The organism is Nitratireductor sp. StC3 (assembly GCF_003015025.1).
Lineage (GTDB): Bacteria > Pseudomonadota > Alphaproteobacteria > Rhizobiales > Rhizobiaceae > Mangrovimarina > Mangrovimarina alexandrii.
The window spans coordinates 413172-438102 of record NZ_PYBP01000004.1; the positions used below are offsets into that span (position 1 = coordinate 413172).

Annotated in this window: 20 protein-coding genes; 2 read left to right on the top strand and 18 right to left on the bottom strand. The window is 65.7% G+C overall.

The genetic code is table 11. The features are described 5' to 3' along the window. Positions 1 to 11 precede the first annotated feature (11 nt). The 5 genes from C7T96_RS11500 to C7T96_RS11520 are packed head-to-tail and all read right to left on the bottom strand — an operon-like array spanning position 12 to position 6769. Positions 12 to 1697 carry a thiamine pyrophosphate-binding protein gene (locus C7T96_RS11500; RefSeq protein ID WP_106571358.1) on the bottom strand — a complete coding sequence of 562 codons (1686 nt, stop codon included), beginning with the start codon at positions 1695 to 1697 and terminating at the stop codon, positions 12 to 14. 13 nt (positions 1698 to 1710) lie between these two features. Then, complete coding sequence (locus tag C7T96_RS11505) at positions 1711 to 3357, bottom strand: ABC transporter ATP-binding protein (RefSeq protein WP_106571359.1); 1647 nt, start codon at positions 3355 to 3357, stop codon at positions 1711 to 1713. Continuing rightward, a complete protein-coding gene (locus C7T96_RS11510; protein ID WP_106571360.1) occupies positions 3354 to 4193 on the bottom strand; it encodes an ABC transporter permease in 840 nt (279 codons plus the stop codon). The genes C7T96_RS11505 and C7T96_RS11510 overlap by 4 nt, the downstream gene beginning before the upstream one ends. Beyond that, positions 4193 to 5170, bottom strand: coding sequence for an ABC transporter permease (locus C7T96_RS11515; protein ID WP_106571361.1), 978 nt, complete (start codon positions 5168 to 5170; stop codon positions 4193 to 4195). Before C7T96_RS11515 ends, C7T96_RS11510 begins: the two co-directional genes overlap by 1 nt. Before the next feature lie 6 nt (positions 5171 to 5176). Beyond that, positions 5177 to 6769 carry an ABC transporter substrate-binding protein gene (locus C7T96_RS11520; protein ID WP_199190461.1) on the bottom strand — a complete coding sequence of 531 codons (1593 nt, stop codon included), beginning with the start codon at positions 6767 to 6769 and terminating at the stop codon, positions 5177 to 5179. Positions 6770 to 6886: 117 nt separating this feature from the next. Here C7T96_RS11520 and C7T96_RS11525 point away from each other — a divergent pair, with 117 nt between their 5' ends. After that, a complete protein-coding gene (locus tag C7T96_RS11525) occupies positions 6887 to 8401 on the top strand; it encodes a PLP-dependent aminotransferase family protein (protein WP_158264349.1) in 1515 nt (504 codons plus the stop codon). A gap of 26 nt (positions 8402 to 8427) precedes the next feature. Here C7T96_RS11525 and C7T96_RS11530 read toward each other — a convergent pair whose 3' ends face one another. From C7T96_RS11530 to C7T96_RS11545, 4 genes are all read right to left on the bottom strand, one after another. Continuing rightward, positions 8428 to 9465 carry a Gfo/Idh/MocA family oxidoreductase gene (locus tag C7T96_RS11530; RefSeq protein ID WP_158264350.1) on the bottom strand — a complete coding sequence of 346 codons (1038 nt, stop codon included), beginning with the start codon at positions 9463 to 9465 and terminating at the stop codon, positions 8428 to 8430. 88 nt (positions 9466 to 9553) lie between these two features. Beyond that, positions 9554 to 10759: an amidohydrolase/deacetylase family metallohydrolase gene (locus tag C7T96_RS11535; protein ID WP_106571365.1), complete on the bottom strand. Its 1206-nt coding sequence runs from the start codon at positions 10757 to 10759 to the stop codon at positions 9554 to 9556. Beyond that, positions 10753 to 11424: an SDR family oxidoreductase gene (locus C7T96_RS11540; protein WP_106571366.1), complete on the bottom strand. Its 672-nt coding sequence runs from the start codon at positions 11422 to 11424 to the stop codon at positions 10753 to 10755. The genes C7T96_RS11535 and C7T96_RS11540 overlap by 7 nt, the downstream gene beginning before the upstream one ends. A 55-nt stretch (positions 11425 to 11479) precedes the next feature. Then, entirely contained in the window at positions 11480 to 12355 is an 876-nt protein-coding gene (locus C7T96_RS11545; protein ID WP_106571367.1) for an aldose 1-epimerase family protein, read from the bottom strand. Positions 12356 to 13097: 742 nt separating this feature from the next. Here C7T96_RS11545 and C7T96_RS11555 point away from each other — a divergent pair. Continuing rightward, positions 13098 to 14717, top strand: a complete 1620-nt coding sequence (locus C7T96_RS11555) for a LysR family transcriptional regulator (RefSeq protein ID WP_106571368.1) — start codon at positions 13098 to 13100, stop codon at positions 14715 to 14717. A gap of 13 nt (positions 14718 to 14730) precedes the next feature. On the opposite strand, the gene C7T96_RS11560 is transcribed toward C7T96_RS11555, so the two are convergent. The 9 genes from C7T96_RS11560 to C7T96_RS11600 form a co-directional block, all read right to left on the bottom strand. Beyond that, a complete protein-coding gene (locus C7T96_RS11560) occupies positions 14731 to 15777 on the bottom strand; it encodes an acyl-CoA dehydrogenase family protein (RefSeq protein WP_106571369.1) in 1047 nt (348 codons plus the stop codon). Positions 15778 to 15783: 6 nt separating this feature from the next. Further along, positions 15784 to 16959: an acyl-CoA dehydrogenase family protein gene (locus tag C7T96_RS11565; protein ID WP_106571370.1), complete on the bottom strand. Its 1176-nt coding sequence runs from the start codon at positions 16957 to 16959 to the stop codon at positions 15784 to 15786. A 22-nt stretch (positions 16960 to 16981) separates the two neighbouring features. Continuing rightward, entirely contained in the window at positions 16982 to 18172 is a 1191-nt protein-coding gene (locus C7T96_RS11570; RefSeq protein WP_106571371.1) for a CoA transferase, read from the bottom strand. A gap of 26 nt (positions 18173 to 18198) precedes the next feature. Further along, positions 18199 to 19503: a TRAP transporter large permease gene (locus C7T96_RS11575; RefSeq protein WP_106571372.1), complete on the bottom strand. Its 1305-nt coding sequence runs from the start codon at positions 19501 to 19503 to the stop codon at positions 18199 to 18201. Next, a complete protein-coding gene (locus C7T96_RS11580; protein WP_106571373.1) occupies positions 19490 to 20053 on the bottom strand; it encodes a TRAP transporter small permease subunit in 564 nt (187 codons plus the stop codon). The genes C7T96_RS11575 and C7T96_RS11580 overlap by 14 nt, the downstream gene beginning before the upstream one ends. A gap of 81 nt (positions 20054 to 20134) precedes the next feature. Beyond that, on the bottom strand, positions 20135 to 21154 hold the full coding sequence (locus tag C7T96_RS11585) for a TRAP transporter substrate-binding protein (protein WP_106571374.1): 1020 nt from the start codon (positions 21152 to 21154) through the stop codon (positions 20135 to 20137). A gap of 150 nt (positions 21155 to 21304) precedes the next feature. Beyond that, positions 21305 to 21865 carry a UbiX family flavin prenyltransferase gene (locus C7T96_RS11590; RefSeq protein ID WP_106571375.1) on the bottom strand — a complete coding sequence of 187 codons (561 nt, stop codon included), beginning with the start codon at positions 21863 to 21865 and terminating at the stop codon, positions 21305 to 21307. Between the two features lie 32 nt (positions 21866 to 21897). Then, positions 21898 to 23262, bottom strand: a complete 1365-nt coding sequence (locus C7T96_RS11595) for a UbiD family decarboxylase (protein ID WP_106571376.1) — start codon at positions 23260 to 23262, stop codon at positions 21898 to 21900. Beyond that, positions 23259 to 24929, bottom strand: a complete 1671-nt coding sequence (locus C7T96_RS11600; RefSeq protein WP_106571377.1) for a urocanate hydratase — start codon at positions 24927 to 24929, stop codon at positions 23259 to 23261. Before C7T96_RS11600 ends, C7T96_RS11595 begins: the two co-directional genes overlap by 4 nt. Positions 24930 to 24931: the final 2 nt, after the last annotated feature.

Genomic DNA, 24931 nt, shown 5'->3' on the forward strand with positions numbered 1-24931 from the left:
TTCGTATTGGATCAGTGATCGAAGCGGGCGCGGTGCACCCGCTCGAAATGCTCGTGATAATGATGCGGTTCGATCGCCACGTCGATCAGCGCCGGCACGCCCTCGGCATTCGCCTTCAGCGCTTCGGCCACCGCGGCGTCGATCTGGTCGGCGCGCTCGACCTTGATGCCGAGGCAGGACTGCGCCCTGGCGATCTGCGCGAAGTCGCTGTTGACCTCGAAGCCGGTGGCCACGAAGGGCTTTTGTCCGAGAAGCTGGTTGTATTGGACCCAGCCGAAAGCGTGGTTGTTGAGCACCACCCAGGTGATGCCGCATTTGAGCTCGGCCGCCGTCGCCAGTTCGGCCAGCGACATCTGCATGGCGCCGTCGCCGGCGAAGCAGACGATCTTCTTGTCCGGCTTGGCGAGCTTGGCGCCGATCGCACCGATGATGCCCATGCTCATCGCCGTCTGCTCGCCCATCGGTACGCAGTCGTCGACGTCGAGAACGCGATAATGCGGCCAATAATAACACCACAGATCGGCGCCGCCGTTCTCCTTCATCAGGATCGTGTCGCGGCCGAAGATGCGATTGACAGCGTCGAGCACGCGCGGCACGCGGATCGGCGTGGAATTGTCGGTGTTGGCGGCCTCGAGCTTGGGTCGATAGTCCTCGCGCAGCGCCTCGACGGCCTCGCGGCGCGCGGCGCGCTCGTCGGCATCGATGTCCGGCAACGCGGCCAAGATGTCGCGCAGCGACAGCCGGGCATCGCCGACCAGCGCGATGTCGGGACGCATGTTCATGCCGATCGTCTCGGGATCGATGTCGATCTGGACGAAACGCGCATCGGACGGCCAGAACTGCCAACTATTGGTGGAAAACGCTTCCAGGCGCGAGCCGACCGACACGATCAGATCGGCTTCGTCCCACCAGCGCTTGCCGGCTTCGGTGAAGTAGAGGCCCGTCTGGCCAAGCGCATAAGGGCCGTCTTCGGGATAGATGCCGCGCCCGCCTGGTGTAGTCAGGACAGGCATGCCGACACGGTCGGCCAGTTCCGCGACGATGTCGGCCGCACCGGAAAACACCGCGCCCGACCCGCAGACGAGAAGCGGACGCTCGGCCTCGGCGATGGCGGCGGCGGCGGCCGAAACGGCGTCGGCGTCGGGCCTGGACAAATGCCGGCGCATGCCGGGACGATAGGCGGCCATCTCTGCGGCGACGTCGGCCAGATCCGAGGGCACCTCGATGAAGACCGCGCCCGGGCGGCCGTTCATGGCAACGGCAAAGGCGCGCTCCATGATCCACGGGATCTTGCTTACATCGGTCACCCTGACGGCCCATTTCGTTACCGGACGCATCAGCGACACGGCGTCCAGTTCCTGGAAAGCGCCCATGCCGTCATGGTTTTCGACCACGCCGTTGACGATGGCGATCACCGGCAGCGATCCGGAGGTCGCCTCAAGCAAGCCGGTCACCAGGGTGGTGATGCCGGGACCGGGATTGGAAAAGACGATGCCCGGCCGCCTTTTCAGCCGCGCATAGGCATAGGCGCAGGAAACCGCCGATTTTTCGTCGCGCACCAGCACGAACTTGATCGGGGTGCGTTCGGTCAGGTCGTAGACGAGGTGCTTGGGATTGCCCGGCAGCCCGAACACATAGTCGGTGCCCTCGGCATCGAGGGCTTCGGCAACCGCCTGCCAGACAGTCTTCTTTTCCATGTCTTATCCTCGTTCAGTTTGCGGTCGGACCCGCTTCCGGTGCGGCGAACGCGCCACGTCCCGGAATGGAGTCGATCAGGAGCTTGGTGTAATCTTGGGTGGGCCTGAACAACACGTCGGCCGAGGGGCCCATTTCCACGATCCGGCCGCGCTGCATGACGGCGACGTGGTCGCAGACCTGGGCGGCGACCCGCAGATCGTGGGTGATGAACAACATGCCCAGGCTGAGTCGGCGCTGCAGGTCGGCGAGAAGGTCGAGCACCCGCGCCTGGATCGACACGTCCAGCGCGGAAACGGGTTCGTCGGCGACGATCACGTCCGGCTCCAGCGCGAGCGCCCGGGCAATGCCGATGCGCTGTCTTTGACCGCCGGAAAAGGCGTTCGGATAACGCAGGGCCGAGCCCGGATCGAGCGCGACCAGCTCGAGCAGTTCATGGACCCGCCGCCGTGCATCGGCGCGCGACATGCCGTGTGCCAGCAGCCCCTGGGCAATGATCTCGAAGACGGTGCGGCGCGGATTGAGCGAGGCGAACGGGTCCTGGAAGACCATCTGCACGCGGCGGCGCAGCGGCGCCAGGTCGCGGCTGCCGAGATCGAGCAGATTGCGCTCCACGCCGGCAAGCCGCACATCGCCGGCATCGGCGGTCAGAAGCCGCACGATGATGCGCGCCAGGGTCGATTTGCCGGAACCCGATTCGCCGACGATGCCGAGCGTCTGGCCGCGCGCCAGGCTGAAGCCTACGTCGCGCACCGCCTCCACCGTGCGGCGCGGACCGAACAAGCCGGTGCGGCTGGAATAGGTCTTGGTCACGCCTTTGGCCGACAGGAGCGGCGCGCCGCCGGTCTTGTCGACGGCCGGGCGCTTTGCCAGCTTGGGAACCGCCGCAAGCAGGGTGCGGGTATAGTCGTGGCTGGGATTGCCCAACACCTCGGCCACCGTCCCGCGTTCCACGATCCTGCCGTGCTGCATGACGGCGACCTCGTCGCCGATCTCGGCCACGACGCCGAAATCATGGGTGATCAGCACGATGCCCATGCCGCGCTCGGCCTGGGCGCGCTTGAGCAGGGCCAGGATCTGTTTCTGCGTGGTGACGTCGAGCGCCGTGGTCGGTTCGTCGGCGATCAGCAGTTCCGGATCGAGGGCGAGCGCCATGGCGATCATGACGCGCTGGCGCTGGCCGCCCGAAAGGCTGAACGGGAAGGCCTGGCGCAGCAATTCGGGCTCCGGAAGCCCCATGGCGTCCAGCAGTTTGACGACACGCTCGTCATAGGGACCGGGCACGCCGTGGAAGCGAAACACCTCCTCGATCTGGCGGCCGACACGCATCACCGGGTTGAGCGCGGCCATCGGCTCCTGGAAGATCATGCCGATGCGGCGACCGCGGATGGCGCGGTGTTTTTCGGCGGCAAGCCCGATCAGGTTTTCGCCGTCGAAGCGGATCGTTCCGGAAGAGACCAGCGGTTTGGGCACCAGTCCCATGATGGCGTGCGCCGTCATCGACTTGCCGGAGCCGGATTCGCCGACAACGCACAGGATGCGGCCGGGGGCGATGTCGAGATCGATGCCGTCGACGGCCTTGAGCCGGTCGCCGCCCTCGGGCAGGCGCACGGTCAGGTTCTCGATCGCGACGAGCGGTTCGGCGACAACACGGGGGTTCATGTCTGGATCCTGACCCGACCCTTGAGATGCGGATTGAGCGCGTCGTTGAGCCCCTCGCCGACGAGATTGATGGCAAGCACGGTGACGGCGATCGCCAGCCCGGGAAACACCGACAGCCACCAGGCCTGGCGGAACACGGTGCGCGCCGCGCCGATCATGTAACCCCAAGAGATACGGTTGGGGTCGCCCAGTCCAAGGAAGCTCAGGGCGGATTCGGTGAGGATGGCGGTGGCGATCATCAAGGAACCCATGACGATCAGCGGCGAGACTGCGTTGGGCAGCACCTCGGAGACGATGATACGGAAGCGCGACACGCCCGACAGCACGGCAGCCTCGACGAATTCACGCCGCCGCAGACCCATGAATTCCGAGCGCGCCAGACGGGCGATCGGCGGCCAAGTGACGACGGCAATCGCGGTGACGATCGAGGTCAGCCCCGGCGTCATGATGGCGACTAGCAGGATTGCGAAGATGAAACTCGGTATGGTCTGGAAGAACTCGGTGATCCGCACCAAAAGATCGTCGATCCAGCCGCCGAAGAAGCCGGCGATCGCGCCGACCGAAACCCCGATCGCCGCCGCGATGACGGTCGAGATCAGTCCGATCATCAACGAGATGCGCGCGCCGTGCACGATGCCGGCCAGTACATCCCGGCCGAGCATGTCGGTGCCGAAGGCGAACTCGCCGCCAGGCGGCAGCAGCGGCCGGCCGCGCGTCGACATCGGGTCTATGGGGACGATCAGCGGCGCGGTGATGGCCATGACGACGATCAACGCCAATGCGATCGCGCCGGCGACCGCACCGCGGTTTTCGGCGAAACGCTTCAGGAAATCCATCACGCCCGCCCCGCTATGCGCGGATCGGCGATACGCAGAACGAGATCCGTCACCATGTTGAAGAACACCACCATCAGCGCCGAGATCAGAAAGACGCCCAGCAGCAGATTGTAGTCGCGCTGGAACAACGCGTCGAAGGCGAGCCGACCGATACCCGGCCAGGCGAACACCGTCTCGACCACGATCGCGCCGCCGACGAGATGGCCCGCCTGCAGGCCGGCGAAGGTGATGATGGGAATGAGCGCGGTGCGCAGAATGTGGGCGGTGGCGACGCGCCATTCCGGCAGGCCCTTGGCCCGCGCGGTCTTGACGTAGTCGAGGGTGGCGGTTTCCAGCATCGAGGCCCTGGTGAGACGGACATAGACGGCGATGTAAAACAGGCCGAGCGTAACCGCCGGCAGGATCAGATGCCGGATGACGTCGAGCGTGCCGGCTAGGGCACCCTTGACCGGGATCATGCTTTGCATGCCGAAGGGCGGCAGCCAGCCGAGCTGGACCGAAAACACCAGGATCAACAGCAGGCCGACCCAGAAGATCGGGGTGGCATAGAAGACCAGCGCCACCACCATCAAAAGACTGTCGAAAACCGAACGCGGCCGCATCGCCGCGATCGCGCCGAGCAGCGGGCCGACGATCAGCGCGAAGACATAGGCCGTGCCGGTGAGAAGCAGCGTGGCGGGAAGACGTTCGAAAATCATGTCGGCGACCGGTCGTCCGGTGCGGAAGCTTTGGCCGAGATCGAGGGTCAGCACGTTTTTGACGTAGGTTGCGAGCTGCACGGCCAGCGGCTGGTCGAGACCGAAATCGCGACGGACCTGATCGAGAAATTGCTGGTCTGCGGCTCCCGCCTCACCCGCCATGACCACGGCGGGATCGCCGGGAGCAAGACGGATGAGGAAGAAGTTGAGAATGGTGATGGCGAGCACCACGGCGAGCGCCTTCACCACCCATTGCAGGACGAAGCCCAGTTGCGGCATCTCTGCCTATTCCTCGAAATAGGCTTCGGCGAAATTGTCGTTCGGACCGAGCCCGTTGCGCACCACATTCTTCAGCTTGGCGCTGTGAATGGTCGGCCATTGCAACTCCACCAGCCAGGCCAGCGCGACTTCGTCGGCCACGATCTTCTGGACCTGATGATACAGCTCGCGCCGCTTGTCCTCGTTGGGCTCGCTGGCCGCCTCGGCGAACAAGCGGTCCACCTCGGGGTTGGAGTAGCCGGCGGTGTTGGTGAACAGGACACCCTTGCGCTGGTTTTCAGTGATGTAGCTTCGCGCCACGCCCAGGGCAGGGTCCGACAGGGTCGTGAGATAGGTGGTCGACATGTCGACGTCCCAATTGGAGATGCGGCTGCCCCAGCCGGCCACGTCGGACGTCTCGATCGTCACCTCGACGCCGACCTCGCCGAGCGCCTGGCGAATATATTGCGACAGCCGGTCCCACAGCTCGCCATAGGGCAGGCCGAGCAGGCCGATCTTGGCGCGCACGCCGTCGGCGTCGGCTTCCAGTCCCATCTCGTCGAGAAGCGCCTTGGCCTTTTCCGGATCGTATTCATAGGTGGGTACATCGTCCGTGTAGAACGGCGAAGAGGAATGGATCGGCCCCGTGGGAATGGCGGCCAGGCCGAAGAAGATGCTGTCGCGGATGAATTCGCGGTTGAGCGCGTGCATGACCGCCTTGCGGAACCGCACGTCGTTGAACGGCTCGCGCCGCAGGTTCATTTCCAGCCAGGAGATCGGCGCGCCCCATTCCCAGCCCTTCGTGGTCATCTCCAGATGGGGCATGGCGGCAAGCCGCGCGACGTCGACGAGTTCGATATCGTTCTGGGTCGCGAGATGGACCTGGTCCGTTTCCAGCGCCAGGGCGCGCGAGGCGCTGTCGGGGATGAAGCGGTAGTAGATCTCGTCGAGATAGGGACGGCCGTCCAGCCAGTAGGCGTCGTTGCGCACCAGATGGATATACTCGCCGCTCGCCCATTCCGAGAACTTGAACGGCCCGGTGCCGATCGGCGCCCGGTTGGCCGGATTCTCGCGAATGTCGGAGCCGTTATAGACATGCTCGGGAACGATCGGCGCGCCGATCACGTCGAAGCTGCGGATCAGCGGTCCGTAGGGCTCTTCGAGCGTCAACACCACGGTGTGGTCGTCCGGCGCGGTCACTTTCGTGCGCGCGAAGGTCGGGCGCGAGCGCGGATGGACTTCGGGAATGAACTTCGTCAGCGAATAGACCACGTCCTCAGCGTTGAAATCCTCGCCATCGTGCCATTTCACGCCCTGGCGCAGCTTGAACGTATAGGTCAGCCCGTCTTCGCTGACCTCCCAGCTTTCGGCCAGCATGGGCTGCGGCGACAGCGCGAAATCGTAGGTGAGCAGCCCTTCGAAAATCTTGCTCGACGGCAGCAGCGTCGGCGCGTTGAGGTGGATGCCGATGACGATGCCCGGCGGTTCCGGCCAGAGCGTCGAGTTCAGCGTTCCTCCTTGTTGCGGCTCGGCGCGCGCAGCACCTGCCCCGGCAAGGGCCAGCGCAAACACGACCGCCATCAGGCGGCCTATCAATCCCATTGTGGTTCTTCTTCGCATGACGTTCTCCCTCACTCACGCATTGCAGTGACTATCGAGCAACAAGTGTCCTTGAGAAAGAGCCATTGCCGGCTATTGTCATGGGGCCACTCCGGGAAAATGAAAGGGAGCAGTCCGATGGACGCCGACGAGGAGAAATCGGGAGGCATTTTCCGGGCGATCGAAAGCGACCCGTCCATTCCCCTGCAGCGTCGGGTTTATGAGCGTTTCGCAACGGCGATCCTCGACGGCCAGTTGCGTCCGGGCGACAGGCTGCCGTCGACGCGCGAACTGGCAAAGACGCTTGGCGTTGCCCGCAACACCGCGACCTGGGCATTCGAACAACTCGCCGTCGAGGGCTTCATCGAGACGCGCCACGGCTCGGGCACCTTCGTCTCCTCGCAACTGCCCGACGCCGGCAGCGGCGGCCGGCTGCGCGTGCCGCAGGACGAGGAGACCGCCGCCGCGCGGCTGGCACGGCGCGCGGAACGGTTTTCCGTTGTCGCGCGGTCGCTGCGCATCCCGCAAAAACCGGTTCCCTTCAGGATCAACATGCCGGCCGTCGACGCCTTTCCGGTGGCGCTGTGGCGCCGGCTGATGAAGTCGCTCCTATCGGAAAGCGGCGTTGGCGCCGGCTACCTTCTGGGCGAAACCGAGCCGGCCGGGTACGGACCGCTGCGCGAGGCGATCGCACGCTACCTGATGATCAGCCGCGGCGTCACCTGCACGCCCGAGCAGGTGGTGATCGTGGCCGGCGCGCAACAGGGGCTCGATCTCGCCGCACGCCTGCTGCTCGACCCCGGCGACAAGGTGTGGTGCGAGGATCCGGGCTTTCCCGGCTCCGTTGCCGCGCTGCTAGCCGCCGGGGCGACGATCGGCGCCGTGCCGGTCGACGCCGACGGCATCGACGTGGAGACCGGCATGCGGCTTCATCCCGATGCGCGCCTCGCGGTCGTGTGCCCGTCCTCGCAATTTCCGCTCGGCAGCACCTTGTCTCTGGCGCGCCGGCTGGCGTTGATCGAATGGGCCCGCCGGCACGATGGCTGGATCATCGAGGACGACTACGACAGCGAATTCCGCTATCGCGGCCGCCCGGTGCGGTCGCTCCAGGGGCTCGATGGCGGCGTGCGGGTCGTCTATATCGGCACGTTTTCCAAGGTGCTGTTTCCCGGATTGCGGCTCGCCTATCTCGTCGTGCCGAAACCCTATGTCGACCTGTTCGTCAACGCCCGGATCGTGGCCGGCCGGCAGTCGCCGACCTTCGAACAGGTGCTGGTCGAGAAATTCATGACCGAAGGCCATCTCGCGCGCCATATCGCGCGCATGCGCCGGCTCTACGCCGAACGACGGACGGTGCTGATGGAGACCTTCCGCCAGGCCATTCCCGATCATCTGCGGTTACGACCGTCCGACACGGGGCTGCAAATGCTCGGTTGGCTGCCGGACGGCTGGGACGATGCCGAAATCGCAAGACGTTCGGCGGCAGCCGGCCTTGAAATGACGCCTCTGTCGCGACTGACCGTGGACCGCACGCTGCCGCCGGCGCTGCTTCTCGGCTTCGGCAATTTCACCGCCGTGGAGATGAAAAACGCGGCGGCGCGGCTGGCCGCGATCATGGAGGACTACCGCAACGAGCGGCCGGCCGCCGGCTGAAGCGCCCAAACGGCCCTGCCGATCCGCTACTGCGCGGATGATGCGGGGATCTCGACCGTCCCGCCGCTGCGAAAGGCGGCCTCGGCGGCCAGACAGATCTCGACGGCGAGCCTGGCCTCGACGGGCGAAAAGATCGATCGGCCCTCGCGAAAGCCGGCAAAGGCGCGGCGCAGGTTTTCCTCCAGTTCGAAGACCTCGCCCGACTGCGGGATTGCCACCTCTTCCGGCTCGCCGTCCCGCCGCTGCACCTTCAAAAGGAAATCGGGATGTTCGGTGCGGTCCATCGCGCCCGACCACCAGGTGCGGGCCGCGCCCGCCTCGCCGGCGACCTCCAGCAGCGTGTGATGCTCGAAGCCGGACAGGCACTGGCTGAGCAGGGCCATCGACCCGTCCTCCCATTCCAGCGTGGTGGCGAAATTGCGCACCAACCCGCTTTCGCCGCCATTGCCGATCGCCCGCACCCGGGCCGGCTTGCCGTTTTCGGCCGCGTACCACATCACCAGATCGAAGAAATGAACCAGCTCCTCCAGAATCCAGGAGCCGACCTTCTCGGGATCGTAGCGCCAGCCGCCGGAACCCTGACGGAATTTGTGTCTGAACAGCGACAAATGCTGATAGCGCACCTTGCCGAGGTCGCCCGAAGCGACGATGTCGCGCATGGCGCCCCATTGGCGCGACACCCGCAATTCGTGATTGACCGCCACCAGGCCGCCGCTGCGCGCGCTGGCGGCGATGATTTCGTCGCACTGGTCGAGCGTCAGGCCGAGCGGCTTTTCCAGGAACACGTTGGCGCCGGCGTCGAGCGCGGCGGTGGCGAAACGGCTGTGAACATGGTTGGGCACGGTGATGTCGACAACGTCGAACCCGCCGGCCGAAAGCATGGCGTCGTAGTCGGTGTAGCGTGGCACGTCAGGCAGCTTGTCGGCGGCCGCCCTGGCCGAATTCTCGCCATGGCAATAAAGGGCGACGATCTCGGCATCGGCGATCGCCGACAGCGCCTTGGCATGCATCTGCCCCCATGCTCCGAAACCGGCAAGGGCGACGCGCGTGACATTTGTGGTCATGGACTGGCCTTTCGTTTTGCGTGTTTGGCGAGGCTTTGCAGGTAAGCCGGCAGCGACAAGGCGACCGCCCGGCCGCCGCGCGACCGTGTCAGTGATCGTGCAACACTCCATCTCGATAATACGGCGTCTCCCACAAGCGCGGGACGGGCTCGCAAAATTGACCGGCGTGCAGCAGGCCGCGTGGGCGAAAGAGCATCGCCCCCTCGCGCTCCACGCCGGCCACGTCGACGAAGGGATAGCGCGCCTCGACCGTCTCGAGCAGGCTGATGTCGGCCGGCGCGCCGACCGAGAGATGACCGAGATCCGGGCGCCGCATGGCTTTCGCCGGCGCGTCGGTCGCCATGGCGATCACATCCGACAGGCCGACGCCGCAGGTCGCCAGCTTGCTCATCGTGTGCAGGAGATCGAAGGCCGGGCCGTCCACGCACAACATATGCACGTCGCTGGAGACGATATCGGGCGCGAAATCGTGCGCGATCGCCGCCTCGGCGCTGGAAAAGCCGAAGGCGCCCATGCCGTGGCCGATATCGAACAGCACACCGCGCCGCCGGGCCTCCAGCAGCGCCGGCAAGAGACGGCCGGCATCGTCGACCGGCGCGTTGGGCGCCGGCCGGAAGCAATGGGTAAGAATGTCGCCCGGCCGCAGCCGGGCCAGGATCTCGTCATAGCCGGGCGGCGGCTTGCCGACATGGGTCATCACCGGCAGGCCGGTCTGCCGCGCCGCCTCGAGAGCCCGCTCCAGCGCCTCAAGACCGATCCGGCCCGACGTGCCGGCGCCGAGGCGCACCTTGATGCCGACGACGACGTCGCGATTTTCACCAACAACCGCCACGCAGCGCTCGACTGAAAGCAGTTCGGAAAGGCTCGCCTCGCCGAACATCAAGCCTCTGTCGAACGCGAAGATGCCGGGAAAGGAAATGTTGAGGAAAGCCAGGACGCGCGAGCGCGAAGGCGTGATGACGAAGTCCCTGAGCCCGGCGAAATTGCCGGCGCCGGCGCTGCCGGCATCGACCATGCAGGTCACGGCCGACCGCTCGGCGACCGGATCGGGCGCGACCCCGTAGGAGGTGGCCCGGTGGTAGATATGGGTGTGCAGGTCGATCAGTCCCGGCGTCACGAGGAGGCCGCGCAGATCGCGAACCGCGCGCGCGGACCCCGGATCGAGGCTGGCTGCGACCGCCGCGACCCTGCCATCGGAGATCGCGATGTCGCGCACCCCGTCGATGCCGTTGCGCGGATCGACCAGCCTTGCGCCGGTCAGAAGCAGGTCGTGCGGCGGTGCCTCGCTCACCATTGCAGCGGCGTGCCGTCATAGGACAGGAACTGGCCGGTTTCGTGATTGCCGAGCCGACCGATCACGCCGCGCATGGAGGTCACGCTGACGTCGACCGACAACGCGCCGCCTCCGCCGCCGCCGGCCGTGTCGACCCAGCCCGGATGAATGAGCAGCATGGTGATGCCGCGGGCGAACAGGTCGACCGCAAGACTGCGGGTCAAGGCGTTGAGGCCGGCCTTGCTGGCCCGGTAGCCGTAATGCCCGCCCGACAGGTTGAGGCCGATCGACCCCATCCGGCTGGTGATGACGGCCACGCGGCGCTGCGTGCTGGCCGCGACATTGTCGACGAAGGTTTCGACAAGCCGCAACGGCCCGATCGTGTTGACTTCGTACATCCGGCGCACATAGTCGAAATCGAGGCTGCCGAGACGGCCGGTATCCAGCCCCACGCCGGCGTTGGAGATCAAAAGATCGACCGGTTCGTCGCCGAGTTCGCGCTTCAGAGCGGCGAACTGGGCCGGATCGGTCACGTCGAGCGCGTGGTTGCGGATCGACGGCTGAGCATCAATGGCGTTCGCCGGATCGCGATGGGTGGCGATCACCGCCCAGCCGTCGCGCGCATATTGGCGGGCAAACTCGCGCCCGAGCCCGGTGTCGCAGCCGGTAATCAAGACCGTCGGCATGTCCGTCCTCCCGTCGGGCCGCTTCGGCCCGCTTGCTTTTCGTTTCGCGCTCCGGTCACGCCGACCCCGCCTCGAAACGCCAGCGCATGATGTGACGCGCGTCTCCACCCGGGGCGAGGAAAACCATCGAGGGTTTTTGCGCCAGTTCCCCGGCAAAACCGCTCGGATCGCCGTGACCGGTCCAGGCCTCGATGCACAGGAACCGGGCGGGCGGGCGGGCCCACAGCGCGAAATGGGCAAACCCCTCCGTCTCGACCGCGATCGCCGCACCGCCGGGCGAGACGAAACGCAGGCCTCGGCTGCGGGCGTCGAGAAAACACAAAGCCTCGCGCGCCATCAGATCGCCGGCCAGCGGCAGGTCGCGCCCCTCGAGCGGGAGCGCGCGGCGCGCCTCGGTAAACAGCCCGTCCGGGTCGATCGCCGGCACCGAGGCCTGCTCAGCGCTCTCGAACAGGATGCGATAGTCTTCGGGTTCGCCGTCGGCGAACGGCCAGCGAAAGCCGGGATGCAGGCCGAGCGCATAGGGCAGCGGGCCCGAACCCGGGTTGGTCAGCGTAAAGACGGCCTCGACCGCCCGTTCGCCGAGGCGATAGAACACCTCCAGGCAGAACGCGAACGGATAGGCGGCGCGGGTCTCGTCATTGTCGCGCAACCTTAGCCGAAGCGTCGTTTCGGTGCGTTCGACCGGCACGAAATCCTGGCCGGCCGCAAAACCGTGCGTGGGCATGGGATAGCGGCGGCCATCGACCCTGATCATGCCGTCCTTGACCCGGCCGACGACCGGAAACAGCAGCGGGCTCGACCGCGGCCATTGCGGCCCTGCGGACCACACGAGCTCATCCGGGCCCACACGCCATGCAACGACCTCCGCGCCACGACGGCGTATGCGCAGGCGGCTCGTCCCGCTCCGCAGAACCGCCTCTTCGCTCACCGTCTCCCCCGGACAGTCAGGTCGCCAACCGCAGCCAGCAGGACGCGACGCGGCAGTTCAAGCCCCGGCGCGCGCATTCCTTGCTTTGCGGACATGCCACCTTCCTGCTGTCTCGACCGACGCCCGCCTGAACTCCGATAAGGTCGCGGACCGGACAGTCCAGCAGATACCCGATGATGCGGCCTGCGGACAGAGCCGGTTTCGAGCGAAACGACAGGTCCAATCTCAACATTCTCGCCACCGGACACAGGCCTCGACGACACGTCGGTGGGTAAACGCCGAGACCGCCACGAACCTGGATTTGCGCACCACCGGCAAACGGACCACAATAAGACAAGGCTTGGGCCGGCGGCCTAAGACGGCTCCGTTCAACAGGGAGCGAGTGCGAACGAGCAATGGCTTGCGCGTTCGCCGACGCAGAGTCGGCTTTGGCTTGCTCCCGCCGGCCGGCTGGCCTAATCGACTGGACCGGCTCCAGTCAGGCCGCCGGTTATGTTGGTGAATTCGTGGTATCACAGATATCGGGAGCAAAACGATAGAGACACGCCAGCTCTCCTATTTCCTCGTCGCGTGCCAGCACAAGAACCATGCCGAGGCCGCCGCGCATGCCGGGATTTCCGCCTCGGCGCTGAGCGAAAACCTGCGGCTGCTCGAGGAGGAGCTGGGCATCAAGCTGTTCCAGCGCGGGCCGCTCGGGCACTATCCGAGCGAGGCCGCGCGCTGGCTCTACCAGCGCGTCGAGGTGGCGCTGCAACGGATCGAAACCCTCGAGGCGGGAGCGGACCGGGTCCGCGACGTGCGCTTCAAGCGCCTGGAAATCACCACGCCGCTGCAATTCATGCTCGGGCGTCTCTCGCGCGCCGCGAGCCAAGCCGTGCGGGATCTGGGAAAAACACACCCTCAAGCGCTCGCCCGGGTTCAATTCCGAACCAACTGGCTGGCCGAGGACGGCGACCTGGCTTTGCCCATTCCCGGCCGCTCGGCCCCGGTCGAACGCGTGACGCTGGAATATGTGGACGAGGCGGATCCGGACGATCTGCTGTTTCAGGACGACTGGATCGCGATCACCAATTTCGATCGCAGCCTGGAACAGGGCCGCGTGATCGATTTCGACACTTTGCGAAACCTGCGCCTTTTGCTGCCGCCATTGCTGCCGGCGCAGACGCGGCATGCGCGCGCCTATTGCGCCCGTCACAACCTGCCCGAACCGGTAATCGTGGAGGAGGACGTGGGGACCTTTCCCACGCTTTCGCGCGATGCCCGCCCATTCGCGCTGCTTGCGCCGCGCAGTCTTGTCGCCGGGGGACTGTCGCGCCTGCAACTCGACCATGTCAGCCTGCCGCGTGAACTCGTCAGCCCGGTCGCGGCCAGCGTTCACGACGGCAGCGAACTTGGTCAGGCCTATGTCGAGCACCTGAAGCGCATCCTCAAGGAGCCCGACCGCCCGGTCGTCTACGACCCGCACATCACGCTGCGGCAAATGCGCTACTTCCTGGTTCTCTTCGACCAGATGAACATGACCGCCGCCGCACGCAAGCTGAACGTCGTCCAGCCGGCGCTGTCCAATCAGTTGCGCAAACTCGAGGCAATGATCGGCCGACCGCTGTTCGAGCGCCAGCGCACCGGCCTGAAGCCGACTCCGCAGGCCGAAGCTCTCGCGCCGCTGATCGAGGAAGCCGTCGAGCTTTGCAGCAACGTGACGGTGGAGGCGCGCCGCCAGGCCTCGCAACAGGGCCGCAGGCTGACCGTCGGCGTGGTTCCGCTTCTCAACCATCGCGGCACGCTGGTGAAAGCCATCGCCGGTGCGCTCGAGGACTGGACCACGGCGTATCCCGACGTCAAGCTGCACGTGGTCGAGGCGGCGGCGACGGTGCTGCACCGCTGGGTCGAGACCGGCCAGATCAGCCTCGGCCTGGTCGAGGCGCACGTGTCGCGCTCGGTTCAGCTCGATCTGAACAGCCAGGACCGGCTGGTGGTCGTCTCGAAATCCGGCCGCGCCATGCTCGCGCCCGGAGATGTGCCGCTTGCGCGGCTTGCGGACCTGCCCCTGGTGCTGCCGAGCGACACGTTCGGCCTTCGGCAACTGATCAACAGGGCCGCCGAGGAAGCCCGCGTTTCCATCGTGCCGCGCATCGAGGTCAATTCACTCGCCGTGGTGCTGGCGCTGGTGCGCCGCATGCCGCTGGTGACGGTCATGCCGGAAACGACGGTCCAGCCGTTCGTGGCCGAAGGCGCCTTCCAGATCAACACCATCGTCGAGCCGGCGATCCACCGCCGGCTGTCGATCATCTTTTCGACGTCGCGCAGCCTGACGGAGATCGAGCGCGCCCTGGTGGACACGCTCAGGCGCCACCTGGCATAGGCGGCGCCCCAGGCTAGCGCATCGAACGGTAACGGGAAAAATGCCGTTCCGGCGCGCCAAACACCAGTTCGTTGACCAGGATGCGCTTGACGTAGCGGCCGACCGCGTGCTCGTCGGTCATGGCGATGGCGCCGTGAATCTGGATCGCCTCCTCGCCGATCAGCCGGCCCGACCACACGGACTGGATCCAGGCCGCGACCGCCAGCGCTCCGGCCTCGTTCCGATCCGGGGCAGCCGCCGCCGAGGCGACCAGGGAACGGACCTCGTCGAGCTTGATCCACATGTCGACCAGCCGGAACTGCAGGCTCTGGAACGAACCGATCGGCCGGCCGAACTGCTTGCGCAACTTCGCATAGTCGAGCGTCTGCTCGTAAAGCACCTGCATGGCGCCGAGATTGTCGGCAGCCGCGGCAAGCAGCGCCTCGGTCTCCACTTCGCGCAGCAGCGCTTCGGCCTCGCCGTCCTCGTCCAGGCGGTCGACCGCGACATCGTCGAAACCGACACGTCCCGCCTTGCGCCCGTCCGGCAGGGGCTGGACCGTGATCGTCACGCCTGGCGCGTCGGCCCGCACCAGAAACAGGCCAGTCTCCTCGGTCGCGCCGATCCGCGCCACAGCCAGCACCGCGTCGGCCTCGTCGACGGACAGGACATGATCGCACGCGCCGACCAGGCGCCAGCCGGCGCCGGCCGGGTGCGCCGCAAGCGTCGGGGCGGCGCCGACCGCAAAGGCCGCCGCAACGCGCTGCTCGCCTTCCATCACCGCCGCAAGCGCGTGCGAAGCGCGCGGGCAGCGCGCCAGCACGCCGCCGGCCATGACGGCGAACGGCAGATAAGGGGTTGCCAGCAGCCCGCGACCATGGCCCTGCATGACGGCCGAAACACCGGCCGTGCCGAGCCCGAGCCCGCCGACCTCTTCGGGATAGGGCAGGTAGAGCCAGCCGAGCTCGGCCAGTTCCTTCCAACCGTTTTCTATCTGAGCCTTGCCTTCCGACCGGTTTGCGACGTAGCGCGCCACCGTATCGGTAAGCATGTGGAGTTCATCATCAAGATTGGTGCTCATCGCCGCTCACCCGAGTTCCAGAATCTGCTTGGCGAGGATCATGCGCTGAACCTCGTTCGATCCGCCCCAGATCGTCAGCTTGCGCTGGTTGAGATAGGTCGCGATCGCGCCCATCGCCGACGGATTGTCGGACGGTTCCAACGCATCCAGGAAGGCCTCGGAATGGACGAGGCAGTTCTCGGCGTGCAGGTCGACCCTGAGCCTCGACAGCGCCTGGGCGATCTCGGTGCCGCGAATCTTGAGCTTCGAGGCTTCCGGACCGGGATTTTCGCCGCCGACGCTGCGTGCCAGGAGGTGCAGCTCCATGTGCTCCAGCGCCAGAAGCTCGATTTCCAGGCGGGTCAGCCGCTCGGCCAGGCGCGCGTCATCGGCCTTGCCGAGTGCCTCGGCGTCGGCCCGGATCTCGGAAAGGACACGCCGCGAGCGCGCCGCGCCCGACATCGAAAACCGCTCGAATTCCAATAGGAACTTGGCATAGGTCCAGCCCTGGCCCTCCTCGCCGATGCGGTTTTCGACCGGCACCAAAACATCGTTGAAGAAGACCTCGTTGAACTCCTCGTCGCCGTCGATCGTCTTGATCGGGCGCACGGTGATGCCGGGCGAACGCATGTCGATCAACAAGAAGGAGATGCCGCGCTGCGGCTTCACCTCGAGATCGGTCTTGACCAGGCAGAACATCCAATCGGCCCAGTTCGCCCAGGTGGTCCAGATCTTCTGGCCGTTGACGCGATAGTGGTCGCCCTCGCGCACCGCCGTGGTCTTCAGCGCGGCGAGATCGGAACCGGCCCCCGGTTCGGAATAACCCTGACACCAGAAGTCCTTGTTTTCGCGGATACCGGGCAGGAAACGCGCCTTCTGCTCGTCATTGCCGAAGGTGAAGATGACCGGACCGGCCATCGCAATACCGAACTGGCACGGATGCGGACATGACAGGGCGCCATATTCGCGCTCGAACAGATAGCGCTGGGTCTGGGTCAGGCCCGGTCCGCCGGCGGAGGCGGGCCAGCCGACCGCGTACCAGTTGCGGGCCGCCAGAACGTCCTGCCAGGAGGTGTAGTCGTCCCTGGTCAGTCGTTGATTGTAGCGCACCTTGCGCGCCAGTTCGGCAGGCAGGTTGTCGCTCAGATAGGCGCGGACCTCGGCGCTGAAGGCCTTGTCCTCTTCGGAAAAAATCATCGTCATGGTCTGGTTCCGCTGTCAGGTGTCAGATGACGCCGGCTGTCCGCAGCCGCGCGATCTCGCCCGCGTCCATGTCGAGCATGTCTTGCAGGATCGTGCCGCCATGCTCGCCCAACTCCGGCGCCGGACGCGCCTCGCCCCGGTCGAGCCCGGCGACATGAACGGGCTGTTCGGGCAGTCTGAGTGTGCCGAGCCTGTTGTGGTCGACCGTCGTCATCAGCCGGCGATGATGCGCATGGGCGCTATCGGCCGCCTCAGCGACGTTCCACACCACCGATGCGGGAATGCCGGCCTCGGCCAGGCGTTCGACCGCGGCTTCCGGCGCCAGCGCCCGCGACCAGGACTCGATTTCGACGCGCAGCGCGTCGCGATTGACGCGGCGCTCGCGGTCGGAGGCATAACGCGGATCGTCGGCCAGTTCCGGCCGGCCGATGGTGGCGGCGAAACGGGCAAACAGCGAATTGTTGGCGATCGCGATGATGATGGTGCCGCCGCTGGCCGCGAAGGCGCCGAAAGGAGCCGATAGCGGATGCTGGTTGCCCTGCCGGGTCGGCGGCACGTCGGTCACCTGAAGCTGCGCCAGAGCGGTCGGAAGCAGGGAAAACAGCGAATCGAACATGGCGATGTCGAGCGTGGCCCCCTCGCCGGTCGTCGCGCGCCTATAAAGCGCCGCAGCGATCGCGAAGGCGGCGTAAAGGCCCGACACCGTGTCGCCGACCGAATCGCCAACCATCATCGGCTCGCCGTCGGGCTCGCCGGTGATGCTCATCAGGCCCGACAGCGCTTGGGCGACGACGTCGTAGCTCGGCGCGCGAGCCAGCGGCCCGTCCTGACCGAAACCGGAGATCGAGCAGTAGATCAGATCGGCGCGCTCGCCGCGCAGCGTCTCGGCGCCGATGCCGAGCTTGCGGGCGACGCCGGGGCGGAAATTCTCCACCACCACATCGCTCTTGGCCGCCAGGCGGCGCGCGATCGCCCGGCCTTCCTCGCTCTTCAGGTCGAGCCGGATGCTGCGTTTGTTGCGGTTGATCAGCTCGAAACTGACGCTGATGCCGTGGGAAAAGGCGCCCATGGAGCGCTGGTCGTCGCCGGTGGGCGGCTCGACCTTGATGATCTCGGCGCCGAGATCGGCCAGCATGGCGGTGCAGAACGGGCCTGCCAGAACCCGGCTGAAGTCGAGCACGGTCACCCCGGCGAAGGGCTTGGACGAAGACATTTTCATCTCCAGTTCTAAAGCGCGCCCTAGCGCAGCAGATCGGGCAGCCAGGTTGCGAGCTGCGGGAACAAAACAACGAGCAGAAGCGCGATCACGTTGGCGATCAGGAACGGCGTGATGCCGCGGAAAATCGTTCCCAACGGAATGTCCTGGCGCAGCCCCTTGATGACGAACACATTGATGCCGACGGGCGGCGTGATCATGCCGATCTCGATGACCATGACATTGACGATGCCCCACCAGACCAGATCGTATCCGAGCCCGCTGATGATCGGCACCACGAAGGGAAGCGTCAGCACCATGCCGGCAAGCGCGTCGAAAACGCAGCCCAACAGCACGTACATGGCGATGATCAGGAAGATGATCACCAGCGGCGGCACGTCGAGGCTCTGCACCCAGGTCGCGACTTCGCTGGGCATATGCGACAAGGTGAGGAAATAGCCGAAAATATTGGCGCCGATCACGATCATGTAAAGCATGGCGATCGAACCGGCCGACCCGAACAGCGTCTCGGCGAAGGTGGCGCGCGTCAGGGATTTTCTCGCCAGCGCAAAGATCAGCGTGAGCACCAGACCGACCGCAGCACCCTCGTTGACGGTGAAGAAGCCGGAATAGATGCCGCCCATCACCACGACGATGATACCGAGCGGCGCCCAGGCGCGCCCCGTCTCTCGCATCCGGCCACCCCAAGCGATGCGCTCGCCGGCGCCGGCCAATTGCGGCGAGATCAGCAATTGCACGCGGATGGCGAGGACGAACAGGGCGACCGACAGGATGCCGGGAATGATCGCGGCAAGAAACAAATCGATGACGAACTGCTCGACTTGGACGGCATAGATCACCATGATGATCGACGGTGGGATCAGCGACCCGAGTGTCCCGCCGGCCGCCAGCGTGCCCGTGCACAGCGACAGCGCGTAGTTGCGCTTTTCCATCTCCGGCAGGGCAATCTTGGCCATGGTGGCGGCGGTGGCGATCGACGACCCCGCGATGGCGCCGAAACCGGCGCAGCCCAGAATGGTCGCCATCGACAACCCACCCCGATAATGGCCGATCCAGGTGTTGGCGACGCGGTAGATGTCGGCTGAGATGCCGGCCGCACCGGCGAAGCCGCCCATCAACAGGAAGAACATCACGACCGCGAAATCCTGGTTCGTGAGCATGTTGACGGTTTCGGTGCCGAACAGGGAAACCATGCCCGACAGATTGCCGGTCAACATCACGTAACCCGCAGCCCCTACCGCCGCCATGGCGATGCCAACGGGCACATGCAACAGGATCGCGGCAATCAGGCAGGCGAGCCCGACGAGGCCGACTTCAATCGGTGCCATCGGGCCCCTCCTTTTTCTCGACGCGTTCGGAGACCGCCGATGCGTCCGTCAGCCCGGTTGGATCCTGCGCGGTGGAGCGGATGTCGCCGGCCGCGGCGACGACCAGGGAAAACTGGACGGGAACACATAGAATGAACAAGGCCGTCGTCAGTACCCATACCGGCCAGACGGGGATGTAGATCAGCCAGGTGGTCTGGCCGGATGTGTAGACGTCGATCGTGTAGACGCAAAGCTGCCAGGCGATCAGCACGAAGACGGCGAGCATGACGACATGGCCGAGGAAATCGAGCACTGCCCCCAGACGCCAATGCGCCATGCCGGCGAAACGCACCGCGACATGCTGGTTGGTGGCCAGCGAGGCCGGGAAACAGGCGGCGGCGGCGATCACGATGATCAGGTCCGAGATGTCGCTGAAGCCGGTGACCGGCATACCGAACAGTTCCCGCCCGGCAATGTCGACCATGGTCATGATCGACAGGACGACGAGGGCGGCAAGCCCGATCGTGGCCGTGAACTGGGCAAGTCTGCGAATATTTGCCAGCAATGTCATGGGGGAGCTCTCGGCTTGCCGCGCGCTGACGCGCAGCGGGGCCCGGCGGCCGCGGCCAAGCCGCAACCGCCGGTCCGGTTTTTACTTGTCGGCGCGCACGGCGTCGCGAGCGGACAGCATCTCCTGATACAGGTTCACGCCGTCCTTGTCGGCATCCCAACGCTCCTTGAGGCCTGCAAAGGCATCCTTGAGCGTATCGATGTCCTCGGCGGAGAACTCGACCATATTATGCTCGGCGTCGGCCTCCAGGCGCGCTGCGGACTCCTCGTTCTGCTTGTCCAGGTTTTCGGCCAGGACATCGGAGAACCACATGCCGCGATATTTGTCGAAGGCGGCCTTGGCCTTGGGCGGCAGGCTCTCATAAGTGTCCTTGCGCATCGGGAACATCACCGCGACATTGCCCAGCGGGGCATTGATGACGTGGTAGCCGGCCGCGTCGGCAATGCGGAAGTTGAACATGTTGCCGATATCCATCAGCGTGCCGTCGACCACGTTGCGCGAGATGTTCTCCGCGATCTGGGTGGCCGGCATGCCGCCGACGGGAACGCCGCCCATCGCCTGCACGACCGCGCCCTGGACCGGGCCGCCGGCGCGCAGCTTGAGGCCGGAAATATCCTCGACCGTGGCGAGTTCCTTTTTGCTGTGCAGATAATAAGGCCCGACCTCGGCGATACCGACGAGCTCGAGCTCGTCAAAGCCGGTAAACAGGCCCTTTTCGTAGAGCGCATAGGCGGTCAGGCTGGCCTCGCGCGTGTTTTCGAACACGAAGGGCAGCTCGAACATTTCCAGTTCCGGGAAACGGCCAGGCGTGTAGGAGGCGACAACTTCGGCGATGTCGACGACGCCGTCCTCGACCAGCTTGAGCTGGGTGGTCGGGCTGGCGCCCAGCGTGCCGCCGGGATAGTGCTCGATCTTGAGCGTGCCTTCGGCGGCTTTCTCGACCGCCTCGATGAACGCGGGGATCGAAATCGAATTGGTCTTCGTGCCGGGCGGGAAGGCGCTGGCGAATTTCAGCACCACAGGCGATTCGGCCAGAGCCGGCTGCACGAACGCGCTGCCCAGAAGCATGGCAGCCATGGTCAGTTTTTTGATCGTTGTCATCGTCTCTCCCTTTCGAGCTCGCGCCTGGCGACCAGGAACACGGCTATGTTCGTATGACGGCGAAAATTATCGTGTGTGCGGGCACCCGCGCTGAAATAGGTTTTGCGAAACTGGACAATCACGAAAGACGAAGCTCGAGCGGTTTGCGGCCTAGCTTTTCCAACGTTTGACGATTCCAGCATCGATATCGACCAGGTCGAGTACCCGGCCGACCGTGTGATCGACCATTTCCTCGACCGTGTCGGGACGGGGATAGAAGGCGGGCACCGGCGGCATGACGATCGCGCCCATTTCCGTCACCGAGACCATGTTGCGGCAATGGCCCAGATGCAACGGGGTCTCGCGGAACAGAAGCACCAGCCGCCGCCGTTCCTTCAGGCTCACATCGGCAGCGCGCGAGACCAGCGTGCCGCAGGCCCCGGACGCGATCTCGCCCAATGTCTTGGCCGAGCACGGCGCGATGAACATGCCGTCGACGCGAAACGAACCGCTGGATATGGAGGCGGCGACGTCGTCGTTGGAGTGCACGTGATCGGCCAGCGCGTGGATATGGGCCTGCTTCAAATCGGTTTCGTGGGCCAGCGCGACGACGGCAGAGCGCGACATCACCAGATGTGTCTCGCAGCCGAGCGCGCGCAAGACCTCAAGCAGCCGGATGCCATAGACATGGCCCGAGGCTCCGGTGATCGCGACAATGAAGCGTTTGGTCATATGCCCTCGCAAGGCGTCGGACGCCCCCGGTCCTAGTAGGACTCGAGGTCGCGGCGCACCTTTTCATAAATCTCTTCGGGCGGACGCACGAATTCCGAGCGGCCGCCCGGCTCGCCGTCGCCCGGACGGGTGGTGGCGATCATGCCGATCTTGGTGACCACCAGGTCCTCGTGCACCGGATCGCAGCGGTCCGCCTTGACGCCCGGCAGCACGATCAAATCCTCATGCGCCCGGAACCGGGCCGCCAGCGACCATTCGACCTGACGCCAGTCTTCGGGATCGACGTCGTCGTCGACGACGATGACCAATTTCAAGAGGTTGACCGAGCCCATCGCCAGCATCACCGCGCGCTTGCCCTCGCCGAGGCGCGGCTTGTGCATGGTGATGACGGCGTGCAGGCGGCCCATGCCGCCTTCGGTGACGAAGACACGGCGGACGGCCGGAATGGCGCGCTTGAGATCGCGCGTCAGCGTCGCGCCGATCGACACCGCTCCGATCAGGCAGTGCTCGCGCGCATAGCCGGGCAGGATTGCCTGATAGATCGCATCCTTGCGGTGCGTCACGCAGCTCGCCTCGACGCCAATTCCGGGGCCGTAATAAACATAGAAGCCGGGGAATTCGGAAACCGCACCTTCCTCGATCAGGTCGTCGGGCTTGAGCCGGCCCTCGATGACGATTTCCGCATGGGCCGGCACCTCGAGATCGACCGTCTTGCACTTGACGAGTTCGATCGGCGCACCGAGCAGCGCACCGGCATTGTCGAATTCGTCATCGCCGAGTTCGAGATAGAGCTGCGAGCCGAGCAGGACGGCGGCATGATTGCCGATCGCAACGGCGATCTCCAGATCGCGTCCGAGATGACGGGCCTTTTCGGCCATTTGCGCGAGATGGTGGTTCTTGGCAATGCCCGCCATCATGCGCCCCCCGCCTTCGAGCCGGAAGCGCGCGATGGAGACGTTGCGGCGGCCGGTTTCGGGGTCCTTGGCCACGATCACCCCGGCGGTGATATAGGGCGCGCCCTCCTTCTCGAACCAATGCGGCACCGGCATGAGTTCGCCGATGTCGAAGGGCGCCTGGTGGACGACCTCCTGCACCGGCCCGTCTTCGACCACGACCGGCTTGACCGGCTGGCGCAGCGCCGCCAAGCAATGCGCGTCGAGGTCCGCTTCGGCGATATTCAGCGCGCGGGCGAAACGGGCGCGGCGATTATAGAGATTGCCGACCACCGGCATGGCGTGAGCCTGCACGCGCTCGAAAAGCTGTGCGTCGCCGTCGTCGCGCAAGGACAGGACCGAGGCCAGCTCGAAGCGCGGATCGACCGGACGGGCGATCCGGTGCAGATCGCCGCTCTCTTCAAGCGCGGCCAGGAAGCCGCGCATGCTCTGGTCGATGCTCATGCCCCGGCTCCGCCCTTGCCGGTCGTGTCGAGCCGGAAATGCCGGATCTCCTTGCGCTCGATCTCGTCGAAGGACTCCTCGTAGCCCGCATCGGCATAACGCATGACGCCCGTGGTGGTGTCGTTGGTCAGGGTCATCTCCAGCCTTTCGTCCGCTTCGGCCGAGCCGTCGGCGACCAGGGTCACGCCCGAGCTTGTCATATAGCCCGAATAGCCGCCACCGCCGGAATGGATCGCGACCAGATCGGCCTGCGAAGCGCAGTTGACGAGCGCGTTGAGCAGCGGCCAGTCGGCGATCGCATCGGAGCCGTCGCGCATGTTCTCGGTCATGATGTTGGGATGCGCCATGGCGCCGGCGTCGAGATGGTCGCGGGTGAACGCGACCGGCCCAGCCAGCACGCCCTCGCGCACCATGCGGTTGACCGCAAGGCCGAGCTTGGTGCGCGCGCCGTGGCCGAGCCAGGCGATGCGCGCCGGCATGCCCTCGACCGGCACGTGCTTGCGCGCCAGCTTGATCCAGCGGGTGACGCCGGCATCGTCCTTGAATTCGTCCAGCAGCCAGTCGTCGATCTTGCGAATGTCGTCGGGATCGTTCGACAGGGCGATCCAGCGGAACGGTCCGATGGCGCGGGCAAACAGCGGCCGCAGGAAGGCCTCGGTGAAGATCGGGATGTCGAACGCGTTGTCGACGCCGCCTTCCTTGGCCTGGGTGCGGATCAGATTGCCGTTGTCGAACACCACCGCACCGGCCTTCTGGAAGGCCAGCATCGCGCCGACATGGCGCACGATCGAGCGAGTCGAGGCGGCCATCAATTCGTCGGGCGCCTCGCGGCGCATGCGACGCACCGTCTCCAGATCGTAATCCGCCGGTACATAACCGTAGATCAGGTCGTGGGCGGAGGTCTGGTCGGTGACGACGTCGGGCACAATGCCGCGCTGGCGGATCTGCTCGAAGACGTCGGCGGCGTTGGCGCACAGGCCGACCGACAGGGGTTCCTTGTTGGCACGGGCTTCTTCGATCAGCGCCAGCGCCTCGTCGAGCGTTTCGGCCCGCTTGTCGAGATACCCGACCTCGATGCGCTTTTCGATGCGCTTGGGATCGATCTCCACGCACAGGATCGCGGCCTTGGCCATCACACCGGCGAGCGGCTGCGCGCCGCCCATGCCGCCGAGCCCGGCGGTGAGCACGAAACGTCCGGCGAGATCGTCGCCGAAATTCTGCTCGGCGATACGCATGAAGATCTCGTAAGTGCCCTGAATGACACCCTGCGAGCCGATATATTGCCAGTCTCCGGCCGTCAGCCCGCCCCAGCAGATCAGGTTCTCGTCCTGCCAGCGATAGAAATTCTCCGCCTTCGCCCACTGACCGACCATGTTGCAATTGGCCATCAGCACGACGGGGGCCTTGGGGTGGGTTCGGACCACGCCGATCGGCTTGCCAGACTGGACGATCAGCGTCTCGCCATCCTCCATCGTCTTCAGCGTCTCGACGATCCTGTCGTGCGAGGGCCAGTCGCGCGCGGCACGGCCGAGCGCGGCATAGACGATCAGATTGTCGGGGTCCTCGCCGACGGCAAGCACGTTTTCCAAAAGGCGCAGCAGCCCTTCCTGGCGCCAGCCCTTGCAACGCAGCGTCGCGCCGCTCGTCACGGTAAAGTCTCGATGCATGA

What these genes read in the sequence shown, in the direction of transcription:
- C7T96_RS11510 (WP_106571360.1), bottom strand. Translation starts at nt 4,193, where the DNA reads ATGGATTTCCTGAAGCGTTTCGCCGAAAACCGCGGTGCGGTCGCCGGC.
- C7T96_RS11535 (WP_106571365.1), bottom strand. Translation starts at nt 10,759, where the DNA reads ATGGTGAGCGAGGCACCGCCGCACGACCTGCTTCTGACCGGCGCAAGG.
- C7T96_RS11580 (WP_106571373.1), bottom strand. Translation starts at nt 20,053, where the DNA reads ATGACATTGCTGGCAAATATTCGCAGACTTGCCCAGTTCACGGCCACG.
- C7T96_RS11600 (WP_106571377.1), bottom strand. Translation starts at nt 24,929, where the DNA reads ATGCATCGAGACTTTACCGTGACGAGCGGCGCGACGCTGCGTTGCAAG.
- C7T96_RS11575 (WP_106571372.1), bottom strand. Translation starts at nt 19,503, where the DNA reads ATGGCACCGATTGAAGTCGGCCTCGTCGGGCTCGCCTGCCTGATTGCC.
- C7T96_RS11540 (WP_106571366.1), bottom strand. Translation starts at nt 11,424, where the DNA reads ATGCCGACGGTCTTGATTACCGGCTGCGACACCGGGCTCGGGCGCGAG.
- C7T96_RS11520 (WP_199190461.1), bottom strand. Translation starts at nt 6,769, where the DNA reads ATGCGAAGAAGAACCACAATGGGATTGATAGGCCGCCTGATGGCGGTC.
- C7T96_RS11570 (WP_106571371.1), bottom strand. Translation starts at nt 18,172, where the DNA reads ATGTCTTCGTCCAAGCCCTTCGCCGGGGTGACCGTGCTCGACTTCAGC.
- C7T96_RS11560 (WP_106571369.1), bottom strand. Translation starts at nt 15,777, where the DNA reads ATGAGCACCAATCTTGATGATGAACTCCACATGCTTACCGATACGGTG.
- C7T96_RS11515 (WP_106571361.1), bottom strand. Translation starts at nt 5,170, where the DNA reads ATGCCGCAACTGGGCTTCGTCCTGCAATGGGTGGTGAAGGCGCTCGCC.
- C7T96_RS11530 (WP_158264350.1), bottom strand. Translation starts at nt 9,465, where the DNA reads ATGACCACAAATGTCACGCGCGTCGCCCTTGCCGGTTTCGGAGCATGG.
- C7T96_RS11585 (WP_106571374.1), bottom strand. Translation starts at nt 21,154, where the DNA reads ATGACAACGATCAAAAAACTGACCATGGCTGCCATGCTTCTGGGCAGC.
- C7T96_RS11590 (WP_106571375.1), bottom strand. Translation starts at nt 21,865, where the DNA reads ATGACCAAACGCTTCATTGTCGCGATCACCGGAGCCTCGGGCCATGTC.
- C7T96_RS11505 (WP_106571359.1), bottom strand. Translation starts at nt 3,357, where the DNA reads ATGAACCCCCGTGTTGTCGCCGAACCGCTCGTCGCGATCGAGAACCTG.
- C7T96_RS11595 (WP_106571376.1), bottom strand. Translation starts at nt 23,262, where the DNA reads ATGAGCATCGACCAGAGCATGCGCGGCTTCCTGGCCGCGCTTGAAGAG.
- C7T96_RS11565 (WP_106571370.1), bottom strand. Translation starts at nt 16,959, where the DNA reads ATGACGATGATTTTTTCCGAAGAGGACAAGGCCTTCAGCGCCGAGGTC.
- C7T96_RS11525 (WP_158264349.1), top strand. Translation starts at nt 6,887, where the DNA reads ATGGACGCCGACGAGGAGAAATCGGGAGGCATTTTCCGGGCGATCGAA.
- C7T96_RS11500 (WP_106571358.1), bottom strand. Translation starts at nt 1,697, where the DNA reads ATGGAAAAGAAGACTGTCTGGCAGGCGGTTGCCGAAGCCCTCGATGCC.